This is a genomic window from Streptomyces sp. NPDC003248, assembly GCF_055563235.1.
Genome location: NZ_JBVHDT010000001.1, coordinates 1 through 24,023, shown reverse-complemented (window position 1 = coordinate 24,023; position 24,023 = coordinate 1). Strand labels below are relative to the sequence as shown.

Annotated in this window: 19 protein-coding genes and 1 rRNA gene; 9 read left to right on the top strand and 11 right to left on the bottom strand. The window is 72.2% G+C overall.

Annotated features, from left to right (window positions below; genetic code table 11):
• Nucleotides 1-381 precede the first annotated feature (381 nt).
• On the top strand, nucleotides 382-948 hold the full coding sequence (locus ACZ3KJ_RS00100; RefSeq protein WP_467523428.1) for a DJ-1/PfpI family protein: 567 nt from the start codon (nucleotides 382-384) through the stop codon (nucleotides 946-948).
• Nucleotides 949-1,051: 103 nt separating this feature from the next.
• Here ACZ3KJ_RS00100 and ACZ3KJ_RS00095 read toward each other — a convergent pair whose 3' ends face one another.
• Both ACZ3KJ_RS00095 and ACZ3KJ_RS00090 read right to left on the bottom strand, forming a co-directional pair.
• Nucleotides 1,052-1,714, bottom strand: coding sequence for an HAD family hydrolase (locus tag ACZ3KJ_RS00095; RefSeq protein ID WP_467523426.1), 663 nt, complete (start codon nucleotides 1,712-1,714; stop codon nucleotides 1,052-1,054).
• Nucleotides 1,715-1,852: 138 nt separating this feature from the next.
• The gene (locus ACZ3KJ_RS00090; protein WP_467523424.1) at nucleotides 1,853-2,368 is read right to left on the bottom strand and encodes a DUF6912 family protein; all 516 of its coding nucleotides are present in this window, start codon (nucleotides 2,366-2,368) and stop codon (nucleotides 1,853-1,855) included.
• A gap of 337 nt (nucleotides 2,369-2,705) precedes the next feature.
• Here ACZ3KJ_RS00090 and ACZ3KJ_RS00085 point away from each other — a divergent pair, with 337 nt between their 5' ends.
• Nucleotides 2,706-3,257, top strand: a complete 552-nt coding sequence (locus ACZ3KJ_RS00085) for an Rv3235 family protein (RefSeq protein ID WP_467523422.1) — start codon at nucleotides 2,706-2,708, stop codon at nucleotides 3,255-3,257.
• Between the two features lie 111 nt (nucleotides 3,258-3,368).
• Here ACZ3KJ_RS00085 and secA read toward each other — a convergent pair whose 3' ends face one another.
• Nucleotides 3,369-6,179: a preprotein translocase subunit SecA gene (secA, locus tag ACZ3KJ_RS00080; RefSeq protein WP_467523420.1), complete on the bottom strand. Its 2,811-nt coding sequence runs from the start codon at nucleotides 6,177-6,179 to the stop codon at nucleotides 3,369-3,371.
• 279 nt (nucleotides 6,180-6,458) lie between these two features.
• Here secA and ACZ3KJ_RS00075 point away from each other — a divergent pair, with 279 nt between their 5' ends.
• Nucleotides 6,459-7,043: a GNAT family N-acetyltransferase gene (locus ACZ3KJ_RS00075; RefSeq protein ID WP_467523418.1), complete on the top strand. Its 585-nt coding sequence runs from the start codon at nucleotides 6,459-6,461 to the stop codon at nucleotides 7,041-7,043.
• A gap of 49 nt (nucleotides 7,044-7,092) precedes the next feature.
• A complete protein-coding gene (locus ACZ3KJ_RS00070) occupies nucleotides 7,093-8,289 on the top strand; it encodes a winged helix-turn-helix domain-containing protein (protein ID WP_467523416.1) in 1,197 nt (398 codons plus the stop codon).
• Between the two features lie 58 nt (nucleotides 8,290-8,347).
• On the opposite strand, the gene ACZ3KJ_RS00065 is transcribed toward ACZ3KJ_RS00070, so the two are convergent.
• The 7 genes from ACZ3KJ_RS00065 to mtnA form a co-directional block, all read right to left on the bottom strand.
• Nucleotides 8,348-9,094 (bottom strand): response regulator, encoded by a 747-nt coding sequence (locus ACZ3KJ_RS00065; RefSeq protein WP_399420105.1) that lies wholly within the window; start codon nucleotides 9,092-9,094, stop codon nucleotides 8,348-8,350.
• Between the two features lie 206 nt (nucleotides 9,095-9,300).
• Nucleotides 9,301-9,993 (bottom strand): ribosome hibernation-promoting factor, HPF/YfiA family, encoded by a 693-nt coding sequence (hpf, locus tag ACZ3KJ_RS00060; RefSeq protein WP_467523414.1) that lies wholly within the window; start codon nucleotides 9,991-9,993, stop codon nucleotides 9,301-9,303.
• A 309-nt stretch (nucleotides 9,994-10,302) separates the two neighbouring features.
• Nucleotides 10,303-11,394 (bottom strand): ComF family protein, encoded by a 1,092-nt coding sequence (locus ACZ3KJ_RS00055; protein ID WP_467523412.1) that lies wholly within the window; start codon nucleotides 11,392-11,394, stop codon nucleotides 10,303-10,305.
• 219 nt (nucleotides 11,395-11,613) lie between these two features.
• Nucleotides 11,614-13,398, bottom strand: coding sequence for an LpqB family beta-propeller domain-containing protein (locus tag ACZ3KJ_RS00050; protein WP_467523411.1), 1,785 nt, complete (start codon nucleotides 13,396-13,398; stop codon nucleotides 11,614-11,616).
• Between the two features lie 142 nt (nucleotides 13,399-13,540).
• Nucleotides 13,541-15,604: an MtrAB system histidine kinase MtrB gene (mtrB, locus tag ACZ3KJ_RS00045; RefSeq protein ID WP_467523409.1), complete on the bottom strand. Its 2,064-nt coding sequence runs from the start codon at nucleotides 15,602-15,604 to the stop codon at nucleotides 13,541-13,543.
• 1 nt (nucleotide 15,605) lies between these two features.
• A complete protein-coding gene (gene mtrA, locus ACZ3KJ_RS00040) occupies nucleotides 15,606-16,295 on the bottom strand; it encodes a two-component system response regulator MtrA (RefSeq protein ID WP_187283109.1) in 690 nt (229 codons plus the stop codon).
• A gap of 354 nt (nucleotides 16,296-16,649) precedes the next feature.
• Nucleotides 16,650-17,792, bottom strand: coding sequence for an S-methyl-5-thioribose-1-phosphate isomerase (gene mtnA, locus ACZ3KJ_RS00035; RefSeq protein ID WP_467523407.1), 1,143 nt, complete (start codon nucleotides 17,790-17,792; stop codon nucleotides 16,650-16,652).
• Nucleotides 17,793-17,932: 140 nt separating this feature from the next.
• Here mtnA and ACZ3KJ_RS00030 point away from each other — a divergent pair, with 140 nt between their 5' ends.
• The 5 genes from ACZ3KJ_RS00030 to ACZ3KJ_RS00010 are packed head-to-tail and all read left to right on the top strand — an operon-like array spanning nucleotide 17,933 to nucleotide 23,645.
• Nucleotides 17,933-19,300, top strand: a complete 1,368-nt coding sequence (locus ACZ3KJ_RS00030) for a glycerophosphoryl diester phosphodiesterase membrane domain-containing protein (RefSeq protein ID WP_467523405.1) — start codon at nucleotides 17,933-17,935, stop codon at nucleotides 19,298-19,300.
• Between the two features lie 4 nt (nucleotides 19,301-19,304).
• On the top strand, nucleotides 19,305-20,147 hold the full coding sequence (locus ACZ3KJ_RS00025) for a DUF4129 domain-containing protein (protein WP_467523403.1): 843 nt from the start codon (nucleotides 19,305-19,307) through the stop codon (nucleotides 20,145-20,147).
• Entirely contained in the window at nucleotides 20,144-21,346 is a 1,203-nt protein-coding gene (locus ACZ3KJ_RS00020; RefSeq protein WP_467523402.1) for a DUF4350 domain-containing protein, read from the top strand. Before ACZ3KJ_RS00025 ends, ACZ3KJ_RS00020 begins: the two co-directional genes overlap by 4 nt.
• Nucleotides 21,346-22,335, top strand: a complete 990-nt coding sequence (locus ACZ3KJ_RS00015) for an AAA family ATPase (RefSeq protein WP_467524748.1) — start codon at nucleotides 21,346-21,348, stop codon at nucleotides 22,333-22,335. Before ACZ3KJ_RS00020 ends, ACZ3KJ_RS00015 begins: the two co-directional genes overlap by 1 nt.
• Nucleotides 22,335-23,645 (top strand): DUF58 domain-containing protein, encoded by a 1,311-nt coding sequence (locus tag ACZ3KJ_RS00010; protein ID WP_467523400.1) that lies wholly within the window; start codon nucleotides 22,335-22,337, stop codon nucleotides 23,643-23,645. Before ACZ3KJ_RS00015 ends, ACZ3KJ_RS00010 begins: the two co-directional genes overlap by 1 nt.
• 100 nt (nucleotides 23,646-23,745) lie before the next feature.
• Here ACZ3KJ_RS00010 and rrf read toward each other — a convergent pair.
• A 5S ribosomal RNA gene (gene rrf, locus ACZ3KJ_RS00005) occupies nucleotides 23,746-23,862 on the bottom strand.
• Between the last annotated feature and the right edge of the window lie 161 nt (nucleotides 23,863-24,023).

Below are 24,023 nucleotides of genomic sequence, written 5' to 3'. Positions count from 1 at the left end.
CCGTCCCGCCCGTGCGGACCAGCGACTGCCACCCGGTCGCGGTCGTCGTCCGCGGTCACCGGGCGCGGGGCAGGGGCAGCAGCGCCCCCGCGAGATATCGCGCTGATCACGCCACCAAGGCTATCGCTCTCCACCGGGGGCCCGTCATGAGCCGTATGTGTACAAAACAGGGGCTGGAAGTTTGACGTTCTGCACAGCGGCGGGGTGCGGGACCGTGTGTGAGGGACCGGCCGCCGGCCGGCCCCCGCCCTCGGGCCTCAAGGGGAAAAGTCGACGCGCGGCCCGCCGCCGGGGCAACCTGAAAGCACCCCACCTCTTGGCAGGGCCGCCACCAAGAGGCACGTTGCTGCAAGAGCGCCCGCCCGAGAGGAGCCGTCCGTCATGACCGCGAAGATCCTCATCGTCACCGGCGACGCAGCGGAGTCCCTGGAGGTCCTCTACCCCTACCAACGCCTGCGCGAGGAGGGCTACGAGGTCCACATCGCCGCCCCCACCCGCAAGCGGCTCCGCTTCGTCGTCCACGACTTCGAGCCCGGCTTCGACACCTACACCGAGAAGCCCGGCTACACCTGGCCGGCCGACCTGGCCTTCTCCGAGGTCGATCCCGGCCAGTACGCCGCCGTCGTCGTCCCCGGGGGCCGCGCCCCCGAGTACCTGCGCAACGACCCCGAACTCCGCAAGATCCTCAAGTCGTTCTTCGACGCGGACAAGCCGGTCGCCCAGATCTGCCACGGCCCCCTCCTCACCGCCGCCACCGACAGCCTCCGCGGCCGCCGGGTCACCGCCTATCCGGCGCTGGAGCCGGACATGCAGACCGCCGGCGCCACCTTCCAGGACACCGAGGCCGTGGTCGACGGCACCCTGGTCTCCTCCCGCGCCTGGCCGGACCACCCGGCCTGGATGCGCGAGTTCCTCACCGTGCTGCGCGCGAAGGCACCGGCGGTCTGAACCGCCCGCCGACACCCCGCGCCCCCGCAGCCACCACCGGCCCGCAGCAGGCACGGGTGCGGTGCCTCCCGGAGGCGCCGCACCCCACCGGCCGGCGTCCGGTTCACGCGGCGATCCGCTCCGCCACCTCCACGGCCTCCTCCAGCGAGTCCACCACCGGCACGCCCACCTCCTCCAGGCTGGCCCGGCCGTGCGAGCCGCCGGTGTACAGCACGGCCCGCGCCCCCACGTGCAGCGCCGCCACCGCGTCGTCGGCGGCGTCCCCGATCACCACCGTGCGCTCGGGGTCCACGTCCGCCAGCGCCAGGAGGTGGCGCACCATGTGCTCCGCCTTGCTGCCCCCGGACGGCCCGGTCCGCCCGTCGACCCGCAGGAAATGCGGCTCGATCCCGAAACCGCGCACCAGCGGAACGAGCTCCTCGTGGACGTACATGCTCAGCAGCGACTGGCTGCGCCCCTCCGACCGCCACCGCGCGAGCAGGTCGGCCGCGCCTTCGGTGAGCCCGCACCGCGTCCGGTGCTCGGCGTAGTACCGGTGGAAGATGTCGTCCATGACTTCCCACTCGGCGTCGGTGGGCAGCCTGCCCATCAGCCGCTCGTAGAACTTCGGCACCGGCACGCAGTAGAGCGCCCGGTACCGCTCTATCGTGATCGGTTCCAGCCCCAACTCGGCGAACGCCGCGTTCGTCGCCCCGATGATCGCGTCGTTGTCGTGGAACAGCGTGCCGTTCCAGTCCCAGACGATGTGCGCCGCTGACTTCCCCATGTCCGCAAACGTACCCGCCGCCACCGACAATCAAGAGAGCGCCGGGCAGAGCGCCAGGCAGAGCGCCAGGCAGAACGCCGGGCAGAGCGCCGGGCAGAGCGCCGGGCCCGGCCGTCGGCCGGCCGGGCCCGGGCGGTCTCAGTGCCCGGATCCGACCAGGTGGGGAATCTCCTGGGTGGCGAACCACAGCAGTTCGTGCTCCTCGGCGCCGTCCACGACGGACTGCGCGTCGTCGTCGCCGCCGTCCGCCGCCGCCAGGGCCCGGGCCGCGGCGGTCACGTCCGTCTCCGCGTCCGGCGCGTCGACGTGCACCGAGGCCGCCTTGGCCAGGGGCAGGACGCCGGCCACCCGCACCTCGCCGGGCGCGGCCGGGTCGGACCCCCGGCCGGGGTCGGCCGTGGCCGCGCCGTCCGGTACGTCCACGGCGACGACGACCCGGCGGCGCGGCGCGCCCGGGTCCGCCGCCAGCAGCCGCAGCGAGGCGAGCCCGGCCCGGCCGAGGGCCGCGTACTCCAGCTCCTCCATGTCGTCGGAGAGGTACCACTCGCGCAGCGCGGGCGTGACGGCGTACGCGACGAGCGGCCCGGCCCCCAGCCGCCCCGTCTCGTGCGCCTCGGCGAGACCGGGGAGGGTCAGGGGGACGTAGACACGCATGGTGGGCCGCTCTTTCCTGGTCGGAGGCTCCGTTCGAGGCCCCGGGGAGGGCGCGGTCCGCGCCTCCGGAGCGCCTTCAGGATACGTGCGGGAGTCCCCTTTCGAGTTCCGGCCCACGCCCCCGCAGACGTCAGCCCCACGCCCGCCGATTCACCCCACCCGCCCCGTCTTCCAGGGACTTTCCCTCCCCGGCCACCCTGATAGGTGAACCCGCACGCCCGGCCACCGGCACCCTCCGCCGCCTTGCCGTCACGCACCGCGACCCCGTACAAGATCCGCAGCAGGAAGTTACCGCCCGGTAGACGACCGGCCGGGCAACCACCGAACGGGGACACCCATGAACAAGGTCATGACGAGGGCCCAGCACACCCCCGGCGCCCGTCCGCCCGGCACCCGTCCGGCCGGCACGCGTCCGCCCGGCCGCCGTGACACCCGCCGCCCCGCCGGCGCACCACCGCGCTCCCCGAACGGCAGCACCCCCCGCACCACCCCGCGCCCCGACTCCCCCACCGCCCCGGCCCCCGCCCCCCACCGGCACCTCCCCCAGCCCCGCCCCACCGACCTCTTCGCCGACCTCCTCGTCGCCGTCCTCAGCGGCCAGCGCCCGGTCCACGCCATGCTCCGCCACACCCTCGGCCGCGCCTACGACGACCTGGCCCACCTCGCCGAACGCGGGCCCCTGCGCACCACCCACGGCCTCCGGCCGGTCGTCCGCGACATCGGCTACGAGATGCCCCGCCCCGGCGCCATCGAGGCCTTCGCCCGCATCAGCGCCGGCGACCGCCTGCGCGCGATGGCCTTCCGCCTGGAACTGGGCGCCGACCGCCGCTGGCGCTGCACGGCCGTCGAACTGGGCGGCCCCCGCAGCCCCCGCCCCACGGACGACTGACCCCACCCCCTCCCGCACCGGCGAAGCACACACGCGGAAGGGCCGGACCACCCCCAGGTGACCCGGCCCTCACGCCCTGCGAAGCCTCAGCAGGCTCCCAGCGCCCTGCTCCTACTTCTTGCGGCGCCGCCCCGCCTTGGCCTGCTTGCGGCGCTCCGCACGCGTGAGACCGTCGGCCTCGGACCGCACCGGCTCCTCGTCGACGAGGTCGCCCTCGACGGTGCCGCCCTCACCGTCCACGGTCGGCGCGGAGAAGTGCAGGTTCCGCCGCTGCGGCACGTCCAGGCCCTTGGCCCGGATCTCGGGCCGCCCGCTCGCCTGCGCCGGAACCACGTCCTGCTTCTCCATGTCGACCGGCTCGGCCTCCTCGACCGGAACCTCCTCGACCTGCTGCTCCACCTGGACCTCCAGGTTGAACAGGTAGCCGACGGACTCCTCCTTGATGCCCTCCATCATCGCGGTGAACATGTCGAAGCCCTCACGCTGGTACTCCACCAGCGGGTCCTTCTGCGCCATCGCGCGCAGACCGATGCCCTCCTGGAGGTAGTCCATCTCGTAGAGGTGCTCACGCCACTTGCGGTCCAGCACCGACAGCACGACCCGACGCTCCAGCTCCCGCATGATCTCGGAACCGAGCTGCGCCTCACGCGCCTCGTACTGCTCGCTGATGTCGTCCTTGATGGACTCGGCGATGAACTCGGCGGTCAGACCGGCCCGGTCCCCCGCCGCCTCCTCCAGCTCCTCGATGGTGACCTTCACCGGGTAGAGCTGCTTGAACGCACCCCACAGCCGGTCCAGGTCCCAGTCCTCCGCGAAGCCCTCGGCGGTCTCCGCGGTGACGTAGGCGTCGATCGTGTCGCCCATGAAGTGCTGGACCTGCTCCTGGAGGTCCTCACCCTCCAGGACGCGGCGCCGCTCACCGTAGATGACCTCACGCTGCCGGTTGAGGACCTCGTCGTACTTCAGGACGTTCTTCCGCGTCTCGAAGTTCTGCTGCTCGACCTGCGACTGCGCCGACGCGATCGCCCGCGTGACCATCTTGTTCTCGATCGGCACGTCGTCCGGCACGTTCGCCATGGACATCACGCGCTCGACCATCTGCGCCTTGAACAGCCGCATCAGGTCATCGCCCAGGGACAGGTAGAAACGCGACTCGCCCGGGTCGCCCTGACGGCCGGAACGGCCCCGCAGCTGGTTGTCGATCCGGCGTGACTCGTGCCGCTCGGTGCCCAGCACGTACAGCCCGCCGAGGTCCTCGACCTCGTCCTTCTCCGCCTTGACGGCCTGCTCGGCCTTCTCCAGGGCGGCCGGCAGGGCCGCGGCCCACTCCTCGATGTGCTCCTCCGGGTCGAGGCCGCCCTGCCGCAGCTCCGCCTCCGCGAGGTCCTCGGGGTTGCCGCCGAGCTTGATGTCCGTACCACGGCCGGCCATGTTCGTGGCGACGGTCACGGCACCCTTGCGGCCGGCCTGGGCGACGATCTGCGCCTCACGCTCGTGGTGCTTGGCGTTCAGCACCTCGTGCTGGATGCCCCGCTTGCTGAGCTGCTGCGACAGGTACTCGGACTTCTCGACCGACGTGGTGCCGACCAGGATCGGCTGCCCCTTCTCGTGCTTCTCGGCGATGTCGTCGACGACCGCCTCGAACTTCGCCACCTCGGTGCGGTAGATCAGGTCCGACTGGTCCTTGCGGACCATCGGCTTGTTCGTCGGGATCGGGACCACGCCGAGCTTGTAGATCTGGTGGAACTCGGCGGCCTCGGTCATCGCCGTACCGGTCATGCCCGACAGCTTGTTGTACAGGCGGAAGAAGTTCTGGAGGGTGATCGTGGCGAGCGTCTGGTTCTCGTCCTTGATGTCCACCCCTTCCTTCGCCTCGATCGCCTGGTGCATGCCCTCGTTGTAACGGCGGCCGGCGAGGATACGGCCCGTGTGCTCGTCGACGATCATGACCTCGCCGTCGATGACGACGTAGTCCTTGTCCTTCTTGAAGAGCTCCTTCGCCTTGATGGCGTTGTTCAGGTAGCCCACCAGCGGCGTGTTCACCGACTCGTAGAGGTTGTCGATGCCCAGCCAGTCCTCGACCTTGGAGACACCCGCCTCGTGGATGGCGACCGTGCGCTTCTTCTCGTCGACGTCGTAGTCGCCGGTCTCCTCGAGACCCTTCAGCGGGTTGCCCGCCTCACCGCGCTTCAGGCGCGTCACCAGCTTCGCGAAGTCGCCGTACCACTTGGTGGCCTGGTCCGCCGGACCGGAGATGATCAACGGCGTACGGGCCTCGTCGATCAGGATCGAGTCGACCTCGTCGACGATCGCGAAATTGTGCCCGCGCTGGACGAGCTCGTCCTTCGACCACGCCATGTTGTCGCGCAGGTAGTCGAAACCGAACTCGTTGTTCGTGCCGTACGTGATGTCGCAGGCGTACTGCTCGCGGCGCTGCGCGGGCGTCATGTTGGCGAGGATGCAGCCGACGCTCAGTCCCAGGAACCGGTGGACGCGGCCCATCATCTCCGAGTCGCGCTCGGCCAGGTAGTCGTTGACCGTGATGAGGTGGACGCCGTCCCCGGAGATGGCGTTCAGATAGGCCGGCAGCGTACCCACCAGGGTCTTGCCCTCACCGGTCTTCATCTCGGCGACGTACCCCATGTGCAGGGCGGCACCGCCCATCATCTGCACGTCGTAGTGGCGCTGGCCCAGCACGCGCTTGGCCGCCTCACGCACCGTGGCGAACGCCTCCGGCAGCAGGTCGTCGAGGCTCTCGCCGTCGGCGTACCGCTGCTTGTACTCATCGGTGAGGGCCCGCAGCTCGGCGTCGGAGAGGTCGACGAAGTCCTCTTCGATGGAGTTGACCTGGTCCGCGATGCGGTGCAGCTTGCGCAGGATCTTGCCTTCGCCTGCACGCATGATCTTCGAGAGGACGGACACGGGGGTTGGTCTCCTTGCCGGTCGGGCCTGGGACGGTCGGTTTCCATTTGACTTACTGAGCAACGGCCATCGTATGCGAGGACCCCACCACGCCGGGAGGTCTGGCGTGACGAGGACCGCACGGCGCCGCGCGCGACTTCACGTTCGGCTTCGAAAAGGACAACGGCCGGGCCCCGCGGATGGTGCCGCCCCCCGCAGACGAATTGCGCGAATTGTGATCACCCGCTCACCCGCCGCAAACTCATGGCGCCCGTCCCGCGCCCCGCGCAGAATCGGCCGATGCAGTCCGTCACGCTCACCACCCACCGCCTGGTCCTGCGCCCGGTCGGCCCCCAGGACACCGAAGCCGTCCACACCGCCGCCCAGGACCCCGACATCCAGCGCTGGACCACCATCCCCTCCCCCTACCTCCCCGAACACGCCCGCACCTTCACCGAGGAGGTCGCCCCGGCGGGCTGGGCCGACGGCACCCTGTTCACCTTCGGCGTGTTCCTCCCCGACGGCACCCTCGTCGGCGTCAACAGCCTCATGAGGCGCTCCCTCGGCACGGCCGAGATCGGCTACTGGGCCACCAAGGAACACCGCGGCCGCGGCTACACCACCGAGGCCGCCCGCGCCGCCTCCCGCTGGGCCTTCACCGACCTCGCCGTGGACCGCGTCGAATGGCGCGCCGAAGTCGGCAACACCGCCTCCCGCGCGGTCGCCGAGCACGCCGGCTTCACCCTGGAGGGCACCCTGCGCTCCGCCATCGACAACAAGGGGGTACGCCGCGACTGCTGGGTGGGCTCCCTGCTCCCGTCGGACCTGGGCCTGCCGTCCACCGCCCCGTACCTCCCGGCACCCACGAACGGGCCGCACCCCTGACCTTCCCCGGACGGCCCCGCTGTCAGACCCACCCCCTATCGTGCGCACCATGACGACCCCGCGCGCGACCGCAGAGCTCTCCGCAGACGAAGCCCGCCGCATCGCCCTGCGGGCCCAGGGCTTCCTCGGCTCCCCCGACCGCAGAGCCGGCGTCCGCGGCGTCCTGCGCCACCTCGGCGCCGTCCAGCTCGACACCATCTCCGTCCTCGCCCGGTCCCACGAACTCGTCCCCTACGCCCGCCTGGGAGCCGTGGGCCGGAGCACGGTCGAGGACGCCTACTGGAAGCCGTCCCCCGGCACGCCCGCGGCAGGCCCCCACGCCTTCGAGTACTGGTCCCACGCCGCCTGCATCCTCCCCATCGAGGAATGGCCCCACTTCGCCTTCCGCCGCCGCGCCTACCGCAACCGCCCCCACTGGAACCACCACCTCCCCGAGGGCACCTACGACCAGGTCGTCAAGCAACTCCGCACCGAGGGCCCCCTCACCGCGACGGAACTGGGCGGCGCGAAGCGGACCAGCGAGTGGTGGGACTGGTCCGGCACCAAGGTCGCCGTCGAACGCGCCCTGATGTACGGCGAGGTCGTCTGCGTCGAACGCCGCGGCTGGAAACGCGTCTACGACCTGGCCGAGCGCGCCGTCCCGGCCGACCTCCTGCACGACGAACTCGACGACCGCGCATGCCTGCGCCGCCTGGTCCGCCTGGCCGGCCGGTCCCTCGGCGTCGGCACCCGCGCCGACATCGCCGACTACCACCGCCTCAGGGGCGACCAGGTCGACGCGGTGATCGCCGACTCCGGGCTGGTCCCCGTCACCGTCGAGGGCTGGGCGAAACCGGCCTGGGCCGACCCGGAGGCGCTGCGGACACCACCGCGCGGCCGCCACCGCACCACCCTGCTGTCCCCCTTCGACTCCCTCGTCTGGGAACGGGCCAGGACCGAACGCCTCTTCGGGTTCACCCACCGCCTGGAGGCGTACGTCCCCCGGCAGAAGCGGATCCACGGCTACTTCGCGATGCCGGTCCTGGCCGGCGGCCGCCTCGTCGGCCGCGTGGACCCGGCTCGCGAGGGCCGCACCCTGGTCGCCAGGCAGGTCACCCTGGACGGCCCGAAGGCGGTCCCGGCGGTCGCCCGCGCCCTGGTCGAGGCGGCGACCTGGGTCGACTGCACGGACGTACGGGTGGAACGCGTCGACGCCCCGGACCTGCGCGATCCCCTCACCCACGAACTCGCCCGCGCCCTCGCCTGACCGACGGCACCACCGGACCGCTCCACCTGCGACGGCGCTGCCGGACCGCTCCACGCCGCTAGCGGATCTCGAGGATCTTCTCCCGCATCGCGTACACCACCGCCTCCATCCTGGAGTGCAGCTGAAGCTTCTCCAGGATGTTGCGCACGTGGTTCTTCACGGTGTTCTCGGAGATGAACAGCTCCTTGGCGATGTCCCGGTTGTTCATCCCCGTGGCGACGAGCTTGAGCACCTCCAGCTCACGGTCCGTCAGCCGGGGGGCGGGGACGAGCCGCCGCTCGTCGGTCCGCTGGATCATCGACTTGAACTCGGTGAGCAGCTTCGACGCCATGGAAGGGCTGATCTGCGACTGCCCGTCGGCCACGGCGCGGATCGCCGTCGCGACCTCGTCCGTGGAGATCTCCTTCAGGAGGTATCCGGTCGCGCCCGCCTTGATCGCGTCGTAGAGATCGGCCTCCTCGTCACTGATCGTCAACATGATGATCTTCGCGCTGGGGGCCACCTCCTTGATGGACGTGCACGCCTCGATACCACCGCGCTTGGGCATCCGCACATCCATCAGCACGATGTCCGGCAGCAGATCGGCCGCCTTGTCCACGGCCTCGGCGCCGTCGCCCGCCTCACCCACGACCTGGATGTCCTCCTCGGCCGCGAGCACGATCTCCAGTCCACGACGGAACAGGGCGTGGTCGTCCACGACAAGGACTCTGATCGGCTCCTTGCGGGGAGTGCCCGCGTCCGGGCCCGTGCCGACGACGCCGTCGACGGCATCCCCGTCATGCATCGGTCCGAAGCTGTCCGCCATCGTTCCTCCCCCTGAAGGCTGTGGCCGTGGTCCAGTGCCATCGCCAACGCAAGGCAACGGCCCACCGGTTGAGCCGTTGCCGCCATGATTCCATGCCAGGACGACAACGGTGTGACAGAGCGGTGCGCGAAGGGGTCGCACACGGGTGCCCCTGGGGGCGCATACCAGCGCTCCAGGGGCACCCGCTCAGCTGTCACGGGACCGGGTCAGCCGCCCAGCGCACCGCCCGCCTCGGGCGCGTGCGTCTGCGTGACCATCGTGTCCGTCCTGAGGTGGATCACGCCGTAGTCGTAGGCGTGGCGCCGGTAGACGACGCTGGGTTCCTTCGTCTCGGAGTCGACGAAGAGGTAGAAGTCGTGCCCGACCAGTTCCATCTCGTAGAGAGCCTGGTCAAGGGTCATGGGTGCGGCGACGTGGGTCTTCTCGCGCACCACGAGGGGGCCGTCGCCCTGCACCTCGAGCGAGCCGATCCGCTTGGTGGGGACGCTCTCCGACTCCTCGGCCGAGGTGAGACGGCCGGTGCCGTCGAGGGTCGCGACACCCGGGACCTGGTCGGAGACCTCCGCTGCCGAGATCCGGCGTGCGCCGCGCCGCGTGTAACGCTTGTCGTGCTGCTTGCGCAGCTGGGCGTCCAGCTTCTCCGCCGCCAGGTCGAGTGCCGCGTACGGGTCGCTGGCCGCTGCCTCCGCCCGGATGACCGGACCACGGGAGCGGAGCGTGATCTCCACTCGGTCGCTCCGGTCGGCCTGTCGGGGGTTGGGCTCCTTGGACACCTCGACGTCGAGGCTCATCACCTTGCCGTCGAGCTTCTGGATCTTCTCCAGGTTCAGCTTCTCGGCCACGTGCTTGCGGAACCGCTCGGGCACCTCGGTCTTGCGGCCCTTGACGACGATGTCCACGCAGAACTCCGTTCCCGGATCGCTCCGCTTCCACGGCGGAGCATCTCCCTTTTGCACCAGACTCCGGCGAGCACCGGAACCTCGGACTCGGTGACTTCCACCTCCTCCTCCCCCAATGAGCGAGATCTCCACCCAGGTGCTGCGAGTGATTAGCAAAAACCGCAGCACGCAGCACAGCATTCGCAATGGAGGGGTGTGGCCTGCGGCTTCCCTCACAACCGAACATATCTCGCCCGGACGGATGTCGTCACCCTCTACTGCGACGTACCTCCGATCAGGTGAATTCACGCTCCTATTACCTGCAACGACTCAACTCCGTCGCCGGTTCCGGTTTATTTCGAAAGCGTCCGGCGGCGCTGCCACCACGGCCGCGCAGACCACCTGACCTGCACCGCCGACGCCGACTGTCCCCGCCGGCACCCGTCCCGCACCTCCCTCCCGTGCTCCGGACGGCCGTACCTCTCTGCCTTCCCGGGTGACGCGCCCGTACACAGCCGTCGCGCCCTCAACCCGTGCCGGCCACCCGACCGCACCGGTCGGCCGGTCCTGCCCGACCCACCCGGCCGACCCGACCCACCCGGCCGACCCGACCCATCCGGCCGACCCGGTCGCACCGGTCGAGCCGGTCGCACCGGCGACCCGTGCGGCCGCCGCGTTCTCCGTCTCCCGCTCCCGGGCCACCGCCGCACGCACGGCGCGCGCCGCCTCGGCCAGTGAGGCACCCGTCGTGACGAGGTCGTCGACGAGTACCACCGGACCGCCGCACAACACCCGCGCCCCACCGGGCACCACGGCCAGCGCGCCCACCAGGTTCTCGAGCCGCTGCCGGGAGCTCAGCACCGACTGGTCGGCCACCGCCCGCCGCTGCCGCAGCACCGCGGCCACCCGCACCGACGCCCCCGCCCTGCGCAACTCGGCGGCGGCCGCGAGGGCGATACGACGAGCCGGGTCGTGCCCTCGGGCCCGGACGGCTCGGGGGGAGGAGGGGATCGGGACGAGGAGGATGTCGGCGCGGGCGGTGCGGGGGAGGGGGCGGGGGCGGGGGCTGTTTCCGGTTGTGTTCTCTCCGGCTTCTCCGAGGGGTGGGGGCCCCTCCCCCTCCCCCAACCCCACCCCCACCGCCCCCGCCAACGCCGCCCCCAACGGCCGTGCCAGGCCCAGCGCCCCGCGTTCCTTGTGTGCCAGCAGCACGGCGCGTACCTCGTCGGCGTACCGGGCCGCCGCGTGCACGGCGGGCAGCCCGGGTGGTTCGGGGTCCGGCCGTACGCGGCGCGGCGTGGTTGCGCCGAGTGCGGTACGGCATGCGGGGCAGAGCACCGTACGGGCTTGTCCGCAGCCGGCGCACTCGGCCGGCAGCACCAGCCCGGCCAGTTCCCGCCACCACTGCCGAAGGCCTTCCATGGGGACTACTGTGCCGGGGTGGGAGTGAGTCGACCACCCCTGTGGAAAACGCCTGTGGAAAAGTCCCGAAAGGCGGCGGGGAAAGAAACCGGCTCGAAAGAAACCGGCTCTACGAACAAACGGACGAGCCGCACGAACGATCCAGGCCGGCCGCGCACATGCGGGACAAAGTTCCCTGGTGTTTCCCCGAGAACATCCACCCCCGCCGGAACACCGCCCTCATCCCGGGTAGAAGGCCACCGAAGCGGTCTCCTTCAGTGTCCGCCATCCGCTTCCCCCGGGCAGCCACAGCAGTCCGTCCTTGGAGGTGGCGAAGAGCGGGGCGTCGCTGTCCTCGGAGGCGGCGATGCTGGTCACTTCGGTGAGACCGGGCAGGGTGCCGGTTTCGGGGATGGAGCCGTCGCACTGCACGTACTGCACCTGTTCGACGCCGCCGGTCTCACGCCCGACGACGACGAGCCGGCTGTCTCCGGCCCAGGACACGGCGGTGACCTGTTCGAGGTCGGGTGTGGCGGAGCGCAGTTCCTGGACGCTGACGGTGGGCTGCGTTCCGGTCCGGTCGCGTTCGATGCGTCCGATGAGCAGGGACTGCTTGCCGTCCTTGTCCACGACGAGCGCGATGCGTGTTCCGTCGGCGGCGACCCGGACGGCGTTGATCCGTCCGTCGAGGCCGGGGGTGAGCACGGTGAGGGGCTGGCCGCCGCCCTTCTCCAGGAGGAGCAGCCGGGGGGCGGTGGGGTCGCGGTCGGCGACCCACAGGTCGCCCTGGGCGTCCCAGGTGGGTGTGGTGAGCCGGTCGGCCTCGGTCTTGCCCTTGCTCTGGAGGAGGGGCTGGCCGAGGGCGGTGCCGGCCGTGGTGGGGGTGACGTAGAGGGCCTTGCCGTCGAGGGAGACGCCGGCGGCGGTGTCCTCGTCGCGGGCCACGGCCACGGAGCGCAGCTGTTTGCTGCCGTCGCCGAGTGCTCCGGGTACGGCTTCGGCCCGGGCGCTGCCGCTGCCGCTGTTGGGCATGCGGACGAGCCGGTGGCCGCCGTCGATGAAGTACAGGTAGTCGGGGCTGGTCTCCGCGCCGCGGTCGGCGACGGCTGTGGCGCGGTCGTCGCTGAGGGTGCACAGTTGTCTGCCGCCGGCGCGCAGTTCGATCTCGTCGACGGTGGGGCTGAGGCTCTGGAGGGTGAACAGCAGCTGGGCGGCCATCTCGTCGCACTTGCCCTGGCCGATGCGGGCCGCCTTGGCGTTGAGCGGCACGGTGAGTTTGTTGCGGTCGTCCAGGGTGAGCGCGGTGACGTCCTCGGTGAGTGCCGTGCCGGTGGGGAAGCTGGACCGGACGACGGGCTCCAGCCAGCTGGTGGGCCCGTTGAGCAGGGAGCGCACCATCTGGGTCATGGGGTCGACGCGTTCGCGCACGTAGACGGGGTCGGCGACGGCCATGGGCCGGCCGGCGCCGGTGGCGGTGGTGTTGGAGGCGAAGTAGTACTTGTTGACGGACATGAAGTTGCGCTGGAAGTCCGACTTGCCCATGACGATGCCCTGGGGGAGTGCGTCGATGCGCCACTGCCGGGTCTTCTTGTCGCGCGTGAGGTACACGGTCTGGCGGTAGTTGCCGGAGGCGGGCGCGTAGGACTGCTGTGCGTCGAGGGTGGCGACTTCGGTGCCGGTCAGTTCGAAGGCGAAGTCGTCGCCGTCGTCCCTGTCGCCGGACTGGACGACCTCGGTGCCGGGCCCGTCGGCGAGGACCGTCGTGGAGCTGTCGGGTTCCCAGCGTTGCGCGGCCTTGGTGGTGAGGTACTGGCGGGCGGTGGAGTAGCGCGGGTCGTCGCTGGTCAGCGCTTCGAGGAAGCCTTGGACGATTTCGGAGGGCGGGGCGTCGTCGCGGGGCGGCATGGCGAACACCCGCACCTGGGTGTCCTGGCGCGGGGTGGACTCGACGCCTTGGAGGTCCCCGCTGTCGGGCATGGAGGCGCAGCCGGCCAGCAGTACGGCACCGCAGGCGGCGTACGCCATCGCGCGCGCCGTCGTGCGCCGGCGGCTCCCCCCGGGTCGGCTCGCGCCCGCGGCACGCGTTCCCTCACGACCGATAGGCACCGCAGACGGCACCGCACGTCCCCCCTCCAGGTCGGCGCCCACCACATGTCTCCCCTGGCGGTCAGCGCTCACGAAATGCCTCCCCTTGCTGGTCCGGGCCGGCCGGTCGTGTGCCCGTCCGCTCGGGTGTCTCCCCGTGGGCCGTCCCGGTGGCGGGCGGCTCGTCCGGCCGGCGGGTGCCGGTCGTGGGCCGGGGCACGACGCGTGCGCCGTTGCCGGGCAGCGCGGTGGGGTCGGCGGTGGGGGCGGGCGGGGCCGGCCGGGGGGTGAGCGGGGTTCGCTGTTCACCGGGCGCGGGCTGCACGGGCACGGTGGCGCTCTTCTCGCCCGCGCCGCGGGGCAGGCCGGCGTCGTCGAGTCCGCGGTTGCGGCGCGAGTCCTTGGGTTCCAGCGGTATGGGGGAGCCTCGCAGCGGCTCGTCGGCGGTCCGGGGCAGGGTCAGCCGGAACTGTGAGCCGCCGCCCGGCTCGCCCCAGGCCTGGAGCCAGCCGCCGTGCAGCCGGGCGTCCTCCAGGGCGATCGACAGGCCGAGCCCGGTGCCGCCCGTGGTGCGCGCGCGTGCGGGGTCGGCGCGCCAGAAGCGGCTGAAGACGCGGGTGGCCTCGCCGGGCTTGAGTCCGACGCCGTAGTCGCGTACGGCGACGGCGACCGCGCCGCCGGCGGCGGCGAGCCGGACGACGACGTCCTTGCCCTCGCCGTGTTCGACGGCGTTGACGACGAGGTTGCGCAGGACGCGTTCGACGCGGCGTGCGTCGGCCTCGGCGATGACGGGCTGCTGGTCGCCGCGGATCCGTACGGTGGTGCCCTTGCGCTCGGCGAGCGGTGCGGCCCCGCTGACGACACGGCGCACGACTTCGCGCAGGTCGATCGGTTCGGCTTCCAGGGCGGCGGCGCCGGCGTCGAAGCGGCTGATCTCGAGCAGGTCGGCGAGGAGCGACTCGAAGCGGTCGAGCTGGTCGGCGAGGAGTTCCGCCGACCGTGCGGTGACGGGGTCGAAGTCCTCGCGGGCCTCGTGGATGACGTCGGCGGCCATGCGGACGGTCGTCAGGGGGGTGCGCAGTTCGTGCGACACGTCGGAGACGAACCGTCGCTGCATCCGGGACAGGTCCTCCAGTTGGTTGATCTTCAGCTGGAGGTTCTGCGCCATCTTGTTGAAGGCCTCGCCGAGCCGGGCGATGTCGTCCTCGCCGGTGACCTTCATCCGTTCCTGGAGGCGTCCGGCGGACAGCCGCTCGGCGATCCCGGCGGCCATCCGCACGGGGGTGACGACCTGCCGCACGACGAGCCAGGCGATGGCGCCGAGGAGTACGACGACGAAGAGGCCGGCGGTGGCGAGGGTGCCCTTGACGAGGCTGAGGGACTTCTCCTCCTGGGTGAGCGGGAAGAGGTAGTACAGCTCGTAGGACTCGCCGTTGGGGTCGTTGAGCTGTTTGCCGATGACGAGGGCCGGCTGGGACTCCTTGTCGTTGCTGTAGATGATGCGGGTGTAGCTCTGGGCTGCGCCGGTGCTGGTGTTGACGCGGGTGCGGAGGTCGTCGGGGACGCTCTTGTTGGGGTCGACGTAGCCGGAGGCGCGTGGTCCGCGTCCGCCGCCGCTGTCGTCGCCGGGGGGCAGGGTGACGACGTCGAAGGCGCCCTGGCCGCCGCTGGAGAGCGACGACACGAGTTCGCTCATCCATTCGATGACGTTCTGGGAGGTTCCGCCGTCCACGGTGCTGTCGGCGTCGGCGGCGGCGCTGGCGGCCTCGTCGGCCTTCTGCTTGGCGACGGCGAAGCCTCCGGTGGCCTGGCTCTGGGAGGCCTTGACCTTGGCGTCCAGGAGTCCGTTGCGCACCTGTCCGATGACGACGAAGCCGAGCAGCAGGACGACGCCGAGCGACATCAGCAGGGTGGTGACGACGACCTTGAGCTGGATGTTGCGCCGCCACAGCCGCATGACGGGCAGCAGGGGCCGGCGCACCCAGCGCAGCAGGAGCCTGAGGACGGGGCTGTTGCGGATCCCGCCGTGCAGCAGCCCTCCGTCGAAGAGATGCCCGAGGCGGGATCCGGCCGCCTTCCGGCCGACAGGCCGCCCCGGACGGGCCCCGGACCGGCCGGGAGCCGAAGCGGCGCTGTCTCCGGACATGTCAGCTCGGTCCTGCCTTGTATCCGACGCCACGGACGGTCACCACGATCTCCGGCCGCTCCGGGTCCTTCTCGACCTTGGACCGCAGCCGCTGCACGTGCACGTTGACCAGGCGGGTGTCGGCCGCGTGCCGGTAGCCCCACACCTGTTCGAGCAGGACTTCCCGCGTGAACACCTGCCAGGGCTTGCGGGCGAGCGCGACCAGCAGGTCGAACTCCAGCGGCGTCAGCGCGATCGACTGCCCGTCCCGCTTCACGGAGTGCCCGGCCACGTCGATGACGAGGTCGCCGATGGCGAGCTGCTCCGGCGCGGGCTCCTCCGACCTCCGCAGCCGCGCCCGGATCCGGGCGACCAGTTCCTTCGGCTTGAACGGCTTCACGATGTAGTCGTCGGCGCCGGACTCCAGTCCGACGACCACGTCGACGGTGTCGCTCTTGGCCGTGAGCATCACGATCGGCACCCCGGACTCCGCCCGGATCAGGCGGCACACCTCGATACCGTCCCGCCCGGGCAGCATCAGGTCCAGCAGCACCAGGTCGGGTTTGGCCTCCCGGAAAGCGGCCAGCGCCTTGTCGCCGTCGGCTACGAAAGACGGTTCAAAACCTTCACCACGCAGCACGATGCCGAGCATCTCGGCCAGTGCGGTGTCGTCGTCGACGACAAGGACTCGTCCCTTCATAAACGACATCATCCCATTCTCATAACGGTGAAGGTGGCGCAGGTGAGCAGCGTCACCGGCCAGTGACCTTAGCCGCACCGAACCGTCACTGTCTGCCCCCGTCCCCCGGTCCCCCCTCACCGCCGCCCGCCGCGGCGGTGCGCGCCGGCTCCCGCCGAGGCCGTCCCGCCGCCCACGCGGCCGTGCGGGCCGCTCTCCGCCCAGGCCGCCCCTTGCCACACACGGCCGTACAGGCCGATGCCCTTCCAAGGCCATCACCGTCGCCCCAGCGCGGGGCAGGGCGGCACAGGGCGGCACAGGGCGGCGCACGGAAGCCCCTCCCCCGGCCATACCCCTCCCCTCCCCTCCTCTCCCGCGGCGCGACGATCAGCCGGCCGCCACCCGGCGAGGCCGGGCGCACAGCTCGGCGAGGCCCTCGGCGGTCACCGGCGACACCACGCCGTCCTCCGTGACGATCGCCGTCACCAGCTCGGGCGGCGTCACGTCGAACGCCGGGTTGTACGCCTGCGTCCCCAGGGGCGCGACCGGAATCCCCCCGCCTGCTCCCGCCACCGGCACCTGCGGCGCCGTCACCTCCGTCACCTCGAACGCCGGCCGCTGCTCGACCTCGATCGACGCCCCGTCGGGGGTGTCCGGGTCCACCGTCGTCACCGGCGCCACCACGATGAACGGCACGTGGTGGTAGCGGGCGAGCACGGCGAGCGGATAGCTGCCCACCTTGTTCGCCACCGAGCCGTCGGCCGCGATGCGGTCCGCCCCGATCAGCACGGCGTCCACCTCACCGGCCGCGAACAGCGACCCCGCCGCGTTGTCCGTGAGCAGCGTGTACGCCATGCCGTTGCGGCCCGCCTCGTACGCGGTCAGGCGGGCGCCCTGGAGGAGGGGCCGCGTCTCGTCCACCCACAGCCGCCGGAGCCGCCCGGCCCGGTGCGCGGCGAGCGCCACCGCGAACGCCGTCCCCTCTCCGCCCGACACCAGCGCACCGGTGTTGCAGTGCGTGAGGACCCGGTGCCCGCCCCCGGGCAGCAGCTCGTCGAGGAGGGCCAGTCCGTGCCCCGCCATCCGTGCGCTCGCCTCGGCGTCCTCCCGGTGGAGCCGGCGCGCGGCGGCCAGCGCGGCCCGGGCGCCCTGTTCGTGACCGCCGCCCCGGGCGAGCTCCGCCCGGTAGGCGGAGCGGGCCCGGCGCACCCCTACGGAGAGGTTCACCGCGGTGGGCCGGGCCCCTTCGAGCGCGGCCGCGGCCTCGTCCACGTCGAAGCCACGCGCGGCGGCGAGCGCGACGCCGTACGCCCCGGCAATGCCGAGCAGCGGCGCCCCGCGCACGGCGAGCGAGCGGATCGCCTCCACCAGCGCGGACGCGTCCGTACAGACCAGTTCCTGTTCCTCGGCCGGCAGCCTCGTCTGGTCCAGGAGCACCAGTACCGGGCCTTCGGGCGGTTCCTCCCAGCGGATCGCCGGTATGTCGGTGGGCCGCTTGTGCTCGCCGGGTCGCGCGTACGGATCAGCCATGCCGTCAGTCTGCCCGTTATCCGGCGGACAATTGATGCCGTGCAGCCCCGACCGCGGCCGGTCCGTCGACGACCGGCCCATGGCACGATGGCTCCCGAACTGCCGCCGCGCCCGCGGTCGGGCACCGTGAAGGAGCGACGATGAACGACACCCCGGGCTGGGCATCGCCCGGATCCGCCCCGTCCGACGGACAGGAGCCCGGGGCGTCCCACCCTGCCGATTCCGCCGACCGACCCGGCGGTACGCAGCCCACGGACCAGCCGGCCGCGAACCCGCAGAACCCCGGCACGAAGTGGTCCGAGGAACAGCCGCCACCGGCCCCGTGGTCCGCGCCCGCAGGCCCCCGCGACCCGGCGCAGTCTCCCCCGCCGCCCCCGCCCGCCCCCGGCTGGGGCACCCGCCCGCCCGGCGACCCCGGTCCCACAGGCCCCGGCGGACACGGAAGCCACAGCGGTCACGGCACCCCCGGCGGACACGGCGGCTACAGCGGCTACGGCGGCTGGGGTGCCGGCTGGGGCGGCCCCCCGCCCGCCGTCAAGCCCGGCGTGATCCCGCTGCGCCCCCTCGGCGTGGGCGAGATCCTCGACGGCGCCGTCTCCACCATGCGCGCCCACTGGCGCACCGTCCTCGGCATCTCCCTGACCGTCGCCGTCGTCATAGAGGTCGCCGTCGTCCTCGTCCAGGGCCTGTTCCTCAACGACAGCGCGAGCACGGCCGCCCTCAGCGACCCGTACGCCACCATGGACGAGAAGTGGCGCGCCATGGTCGACGTCGCGCGCGACTCGGGCGTCGTCTTCCTGATCGCCCTCGTCGGCAGCATCACGGCGACCGCGCTCCTGACGACCGTCACCAGCCGCGCGGTCATCGGCCGGCCGGTGACGACCGGCCAGGCCTGGCGCGACGCCCGCCCCCAGGTACCCCGACTGTTCGGCCTGGTCTTCTTCCTGATGCTGACGGCGGTCGCGATCGTCGTCGTGGGCGCCCTGCCCGGCGTCCTGGTGGGCGGTGCCGCCGGTGACGGGCTGTCCGCACTGGGCGTCATCGCGGCCCTCGTCGTCGTGGCGTGGCTGCTCACCCGCTTCTCGCTCGCCTCGCCCGCGCTGATGCTGGAGAAGCAGAGCATCAAGAAAGCGCTCGCCCGCTCCGCGAAGCTGGTGGGCGGCTCCTGGTGGCGGGTCTTCGGGATCCAGCTGCTCTCCATGATCCTCGCCAACCTCATCGCGACGATCGTGGTGGTCCCCTTCGCCCTTCTCGGCGCCGCCCTCGGCGAGGGAGGAATCTCCGCCTTCACACAGGGCGACACCGACCTCGGCTGGTCGTACCTCGTCGTCAGCGGGATCGGCTCGGTGATCGGCTCCATGATCACGCTCCCGATCACGGCGGGCGTGACCGCTCTCCTCTACGTCGACCTGCGCATCCGCCGCGAGGCCCTCGACCTCGACCTGGCCGACGCCGCCGGCATACAGGGCTACGGGACCGCCTCCCCCGCCGCCCCGCCGCGGAGCTGATGCGGTGAGCCCGACGGGGGGAGTCCTCACAGCCCTGCCGGCACCGCCGGGCAGTCCGGTGCCCGCGACGGTGCCGCACGGCACGCCCGCCTCCGCCCCGTCGTCCCTCTCCCACGCCGCCGACCGGGCCGTACGCATACTGCTGCGGGCGGGCGACGGCCTGCCCGTGTCCTTGCGGGGCGACGAGCCGCCGGTGACCGTGCCTCGCGATCCAGCGCGGGAAGCGGCCCGGCGCGAGCTGTCCAAGGGGCTGTACCACGAGAACGACCCCAGCCTGTTCGAACGCTTCATGAACGGCCTGTGGGACCGGATCGGCGACCTGCTCACCGCCGCCTCCACCGCCACCCCGGGCGGAGCGGTCGGCCTGGTCGTGATCGTCCTGGCCGCCGTCGCCGCCCTGGCCGCCCTCTGGTGGCGCCTGGGCACCCCGGGCCGCCGGCCCGCCTCCGCCGCCGCCCTGTTCGACGACCGCCCCCGCAGCGCCGCCGACCACCGCGCGGCCGCCGAGGCACACGCCGCCCAGGGCCACTGGAACCAGGCCGTCCAGGAACGCATGCGCGCCGTCGTCCGCGCCCTGGAGGAACGCGCACTCCTCGACGTCCGCCCCGGACGCACCGCCGACGAGGCCGCCGCGGAGGCGGGCCGCTCCCTTCCGGCCCACACCGAGCGGCTGCACGCCGCCGCCCGCGACTTCGACGACGTCACGTACGGCGGCCGCACCGCCACCGGCCAGACGTACCACCGCATCGCCGGCCTCGACCGCGACCTGGACGACACCACACCCCAGGCCCTCCACAGCAGCACCCCCGGCGCGGACCACCACACCCGCCCCGGAGCGCCCGCATGACGACCGAGGCCACGCTCCCGTCCACCTCGGCCTCGCCCACCGCCCGCCACCTGTGGACCCGCGCACGAGGCGTCGTCCTCGCCCTCGCACTCCTGCTGGCCGGGGCCGTCGCCCTCGCCGCGCTCCGCTCCGACGCCCGGCACGGCGCCCTCGACCCGCGCTCCGCCGACCCCTACGGCAGCCGCGCCGTGGCCGAACTGCTCTCCCAGCACGGGGTCGCCACGCGTGTCGTCACCACCGTGGCGGACGCCCGAGCCGCCACCGGCCCGGACACCACCCTCCTCGTCGCCGACCCCGATCTGCTGACGAAACGCCAGCAGCGCCGACTGCACGCGGCGACCACCGACTCCGGCGGCCGCACCGTCCTCGTCGCCCCCGGCGGCTGGTCGGTGCAGACCCTCGCACCCGGCGTCGCCGCGGACCCCGCCGTCAGCCGCGAGCCCACCCTCTCCCCAAGCTGCGCCCTGCCCGCCGCCCGCCGCGCCGGCACCGCCGACACCGGCGGCATCCGCTACACCACCACCCTCCGCGACGCGGACGAGTGCTACCCCAGCAACCGCCTCGCCACCCTCCTGCGCCTCCCGACACCCTCCGGCGACGGCGACGGCGACACGATCGTGCTCGGCGCCCCCGACATCCTCTTCAACGACCGCCTCGACGAACAGGGCAACGCCTCGCTCGCCCTCCAGCTCCTCGGCTCCCGCCCTCACCTGGTCTGGTACCTCCCCTCGCTCTCCGACTCCTCCGCCACCGCCCCGGACGACGAGAAGAGCCTCATAGAGCTGCTCCCCTCGGGCTGGCTCTGGGGCACCGTGCAGCTCTTCGTCGCGGCAGCCATCACCGCCCTGTGGAGGGCACGCCGACTCGGCCCCCTCGTGCCGGAGAGACTCCCCGTCGCGATCCGCGCCTCCGAAACGGCCGAAGGCCGCGCCCGCCTCTACCGCAAGACCCGCGCACGCGACCGCGCGGCCACCGCTCTTCGCTCCACGACCCGCACCCGCCTCGCCCCTCTCGTCGGCCTCCCCGTCGCCCAGGCCCACACGCCCGAGACGCTCCTCCCCGCCCTGTCCGCCCGCCTCCACGGCGACGGACAGGCCCTGCACCCCCTCCTCTTCGGCCCGCCACCCGGCGACGACCAAGCGCTGATCACGCTCGCCGACCGACTCGACGCCCTCGAAAGAGAGGTACGCCGTCCATGATGGACCCGACCACTGACAACGCCGGGAAGACCGGGGACCCGGGCGACGCCCGCGCGTCCCTGGAAGCCCTGCGGGCCGAGATCGCCAAGGCCGTGGTCGGCCAGGACCCCGCCGTGACCGGCCTCGTCGTCGCCCTCCTGTGCCGCGGCCACGTCCTCCTCGAAGGGGTCCCCGGCGTCGCCAAGACCCTGCTCGTCCGCGCCCTCGCCGCGGCACTCGACCTGGACACCAAACGCGTCCAGTTCACCCCCGACCTCATGCCCAGCGACATCACCGGCTCCCTCGTCTACGACGCCCGCACCGCCGAGTTCTCCTTCCAGCCCGGCCCGGTCTTCACCCACCTCCTCCTCGCCGACGAGATCAACCGCACTCCGCCGAAGACCCAGGCCTCCCTCCTCGAAGCCATGGAGGAACGCCAGGTCACCGTCGACGGCACCCCCCGCCCCCTCCCCGACCCGTTCCTGGTCGCCGCGACCCACAACCCGGTCGAGTACGAGGGCACCTACCCCCTGCCCGAAGCCCAGCTGGACCGTTTCCTCCTCAAACTCACCGTCCCCCTCCCCTCCCGCCGACACGAGATCGACGTCCTCACCCGCCACGCCGAAGGCTTCGACCCGCGCGACCTGCACACCGCCGGCGTACGCCCGGTGGCGGGCGCGGCCGACCTCGAAGCCGCCCGAACGGCCGTCGCCGGCACCACCGTCGCCCCGGAGATCACCGCCTACGTCGTCGACATCTGCCGGGCCACCCGCGAGTCCCCCTCCCTCACCCTCGGCGTCTCCCCCCGCGGCGCGACCGCCCTGCTGTCCACCGCCCGCGCCTGGGCATGGCTGACCGGCCGCGACTACGTCATCCCCGACGACGTCAAAGCCCTCGCCCTGCCGGCCCTCCGCCACCGCGTGCGGCTCCACCCGGAAGCGGAGATGGACGGCACTACGGCCGACTCGGTCATCAACGCCGTCCTCGCCCACGTTCCCGTCCCCCGCTGATGGCGCTCACCGGACGCGCCGCCCTCCTCGCGGCCCTCGGCTCCCTCCCCGTCGGCATCTGGGAACCCGGCTGGACGGGCGTCCTCGCCGTCAACGCCTCCCTGGCCGCGGCCTGCGCCTGCGACTACGCCCTCGCCGCCCCCGTACGCCGCCTGCGCCTGACCCGCTCCGGCGACACCTCCGTACGCCTCGGCGACACCGCCGACGTCACCCTCACCATCACCAATCCGTCCGGCCGCCTCCTGCGGGCCCGCCTCCGCGACGCCTGGCCGCCCAGCAGCTGGCTGCCCGGCACCGAGTTCGCCGCCTCCCGCCACCGGCTCACGGTCCCGGCCGGCGAACGGCGCCGCCTCACCACCCGCCTGCGCCCGACCCGCCGCGGCGACCGCCACGCCGACCGCGTCACCATCCGCTCGTACGGCCCTCTCGGCCTCTTCGCCCGTCAGGGCACCCACAAAGTCCCCTGGACCGTACGGGTCCTCCCTCCGTTCACCAGCCGCAGGCACCTCCCCTCGAAACTGGCCCGCCTCCGCGACCTCGACGGCGGCACCAGCGCCCTGACCCGCGGCGAGGGCACGGAGTTCGACAGTCTCCGCGCATACGTCCCCGGTGACGACACCCGTTCCATCGACTGGCGTGCCACCGCCCGTCAGTCGACGGTCGCCGTCCGCACGTGGCGCCCCGAGCGCGACCGCCGCCTCCTCCTCGTCCTGGACACCGGGCGCACGTCCGCCGGCCGTGTCGGAGACGCCCCCCGCCTCGACGCCTCCCTGGACGCGGCCCTGCTTCTGGCCGCACTGGCCTCCCGCGCCGGCGACCACGTCGATTTCCTTGCCTACGACCGCCGCGTACGCGCCCTCGTCCAGGGCAGAACGGCCCGCGACCTGCTCCCGTCACTGGTTGCGGCGACGGCCGCCCTGGAACCGGAGCTGATCGAGACGGACGCCCGCGGCCTCATCGCCACCGCCCTTCGTACGGCCCGTCGCCGCTCGCTGATCGTGCTCCTGACGGCGCTGGACGCCGCCCCCATCGAGGCGGGTCTGCTACCGCTCCTCCCGCAGCTCACCCGAGGCCACACCGTTCTCCTCGCTTCGGTCGCCGACCCCCGCATCGCCGGTATGGCTCAGGCCCGCGGCTCCATCGATGCCGTCTACGAAGCGGCGGCGGCCGCCCAGGCTCAGACAGAACGTCACCGCACCGCCGAACACCTCCGCCGCCATGGAGTGACGGTCGTCGACGCCCCTCCCGACGAACTGGCGCCAACTCTGGCGGACGCTTATCTGTCCCTGAAAGCGGCCGGACGTCTGTAACGCAAAAACGGGCTCTCGCAGGAGAGCCCGTAGTCCATGTCCTCGACCCTGAACGCAGAAATCCCCCGTGCCGTCCGGCACGGGGGATTTCTCAAAAATTGTTCGGCGGCGTCCTACTCTCCCACAGGGTCCCCCCTGCAGTACCATCGGCGCTGTAAGGCTTAGCTTCCGGGTTCGGAATGTAACCGGGCGTTTCCCTCACGCTATAACCACCGAAACACTATGAAACTGTCAGCCGCACCGCCAGGTAAACCCTGACGGGGCTGTTCGTGGTTTCAGAACCAACACAGTGGACGCGAGCAACTGAGGACAAGCCCTCGGCCTATTAGTACCGGTCACCTCCACACGTTACCGTGCTTCCAGATCCGGCCTATCAAC

Coding starts and splice junctions, on each gene's coding strand:
- ACZ3KJ_RS00100 (WP_467523428.1), top strand. CDS start 382: ATGACCGCGAAGATCCTCATCGTCACCGGCGACGCAGCGGAGTCCCTG.
- ACZ3KJ_RS00095 (WP_467523426.1), bottom strand. CDS start 1,714: ATGGGGAAGTCAGCGGCGCACATCGTCTGGGACTGGAACGGCACGCTG.
- ACZ3KJ_RS00090 (WP_467523424.1), bottom strand. CDS start 2,368: ATGCGTGTCTACGTCCCCCTGACCCTCCCCGGTCTCGCCGAGGCGCAC.
- ACZ3KJ_RS00085 (WP_467523422.1), top strand. CDS start 2,706: ATGAACAAGGTCATGACGAGGGCCCAGCACACCCCCGGCGCCCGTCCG.
- ACZ3KJ_RS00075 (WP_467523418.1), top strand. CDS start 6,459: ATGCAGTCCGTCACGCTCACCACCCACCGCCTGGTCCTGCGCCCGGTC.
- ACZ3KJ_RS00070 (WP_467523416.1), top strand. CDS start 7,093: ATGACGACCCCGCGCGCGACCGCAGAGCTCTCCGCAGACGAAGCCCGC.
- ACZ3KJ_RS00065 (WP_399420105.1), bottom strand. CDS start 9,094: ATGGCGGACAGCTTCGGACCGATGCATGACGGGGATGCCGTCGACGGC.
- ACZ3KJ_RS00055 (WP_467523412.1), bottom strand. CDS start 11,394: ATGGAAGGCCTTCGGCAGTGGTGGCGGGAACTGGCCGGGCTGGTGCTG.
- ACZ3KJ_RS00050 (WP_467523411.1), bottom strand. CDS start 13,398: ATGGCGTACGCCGCCTGCGGTGCCGTACTGCTGGCCGGCTGCGCCTCC.
- mtrB (WP_467523409.1), bottom strand. CDS start 15,604: ATGTCCGGAGACAGCGCCGCTTCGGCTCCCGGCCGGTCCGGGGCCCGT.
- mtrA (WP_187283109.1), bottom strand. CDS start 16,295: ATGATGTCGTTTATGAAGGGACGAGTCCTTGTCGTCGACGACGACACC.
- mtnA (WP_467523407.1), bottom strand. CDS start 17,792: ATGGCTGATCCGTACGCGCGACCCGGCGAGCACAAGCGGCCCACCGAC.
- ACZ3KJ_RS00030 (WP_467523405.1), top strand. CDS start 17,933: ATGAACGACACCCCGGGCTGGGCATCGCCCGGATCCGCCCCGTCCGAC.
- ACZ3KJ_RS00020 (WP_467523402.1), top strand. CDS start 20,144: ATGACGACCGAGGCCACGCTCCCGTCCACCTCGGCCTCGCCCACCGCC.
- ACZ3KJ_RS00015 (WP_467524748.1), top strand. CDS start 21,346: ATGGACCCGACCACTGACAACGCCGGGAAGACCGGGGACCCGGGCGAC.
- ACZ3KJ_RS00010 (WP_467523400.1), top strand. CDS start 22,335: ATGGCGCTCACCGGACGCGCCGCCCTCCTCGCGGCCCTCGGCTCCCTC.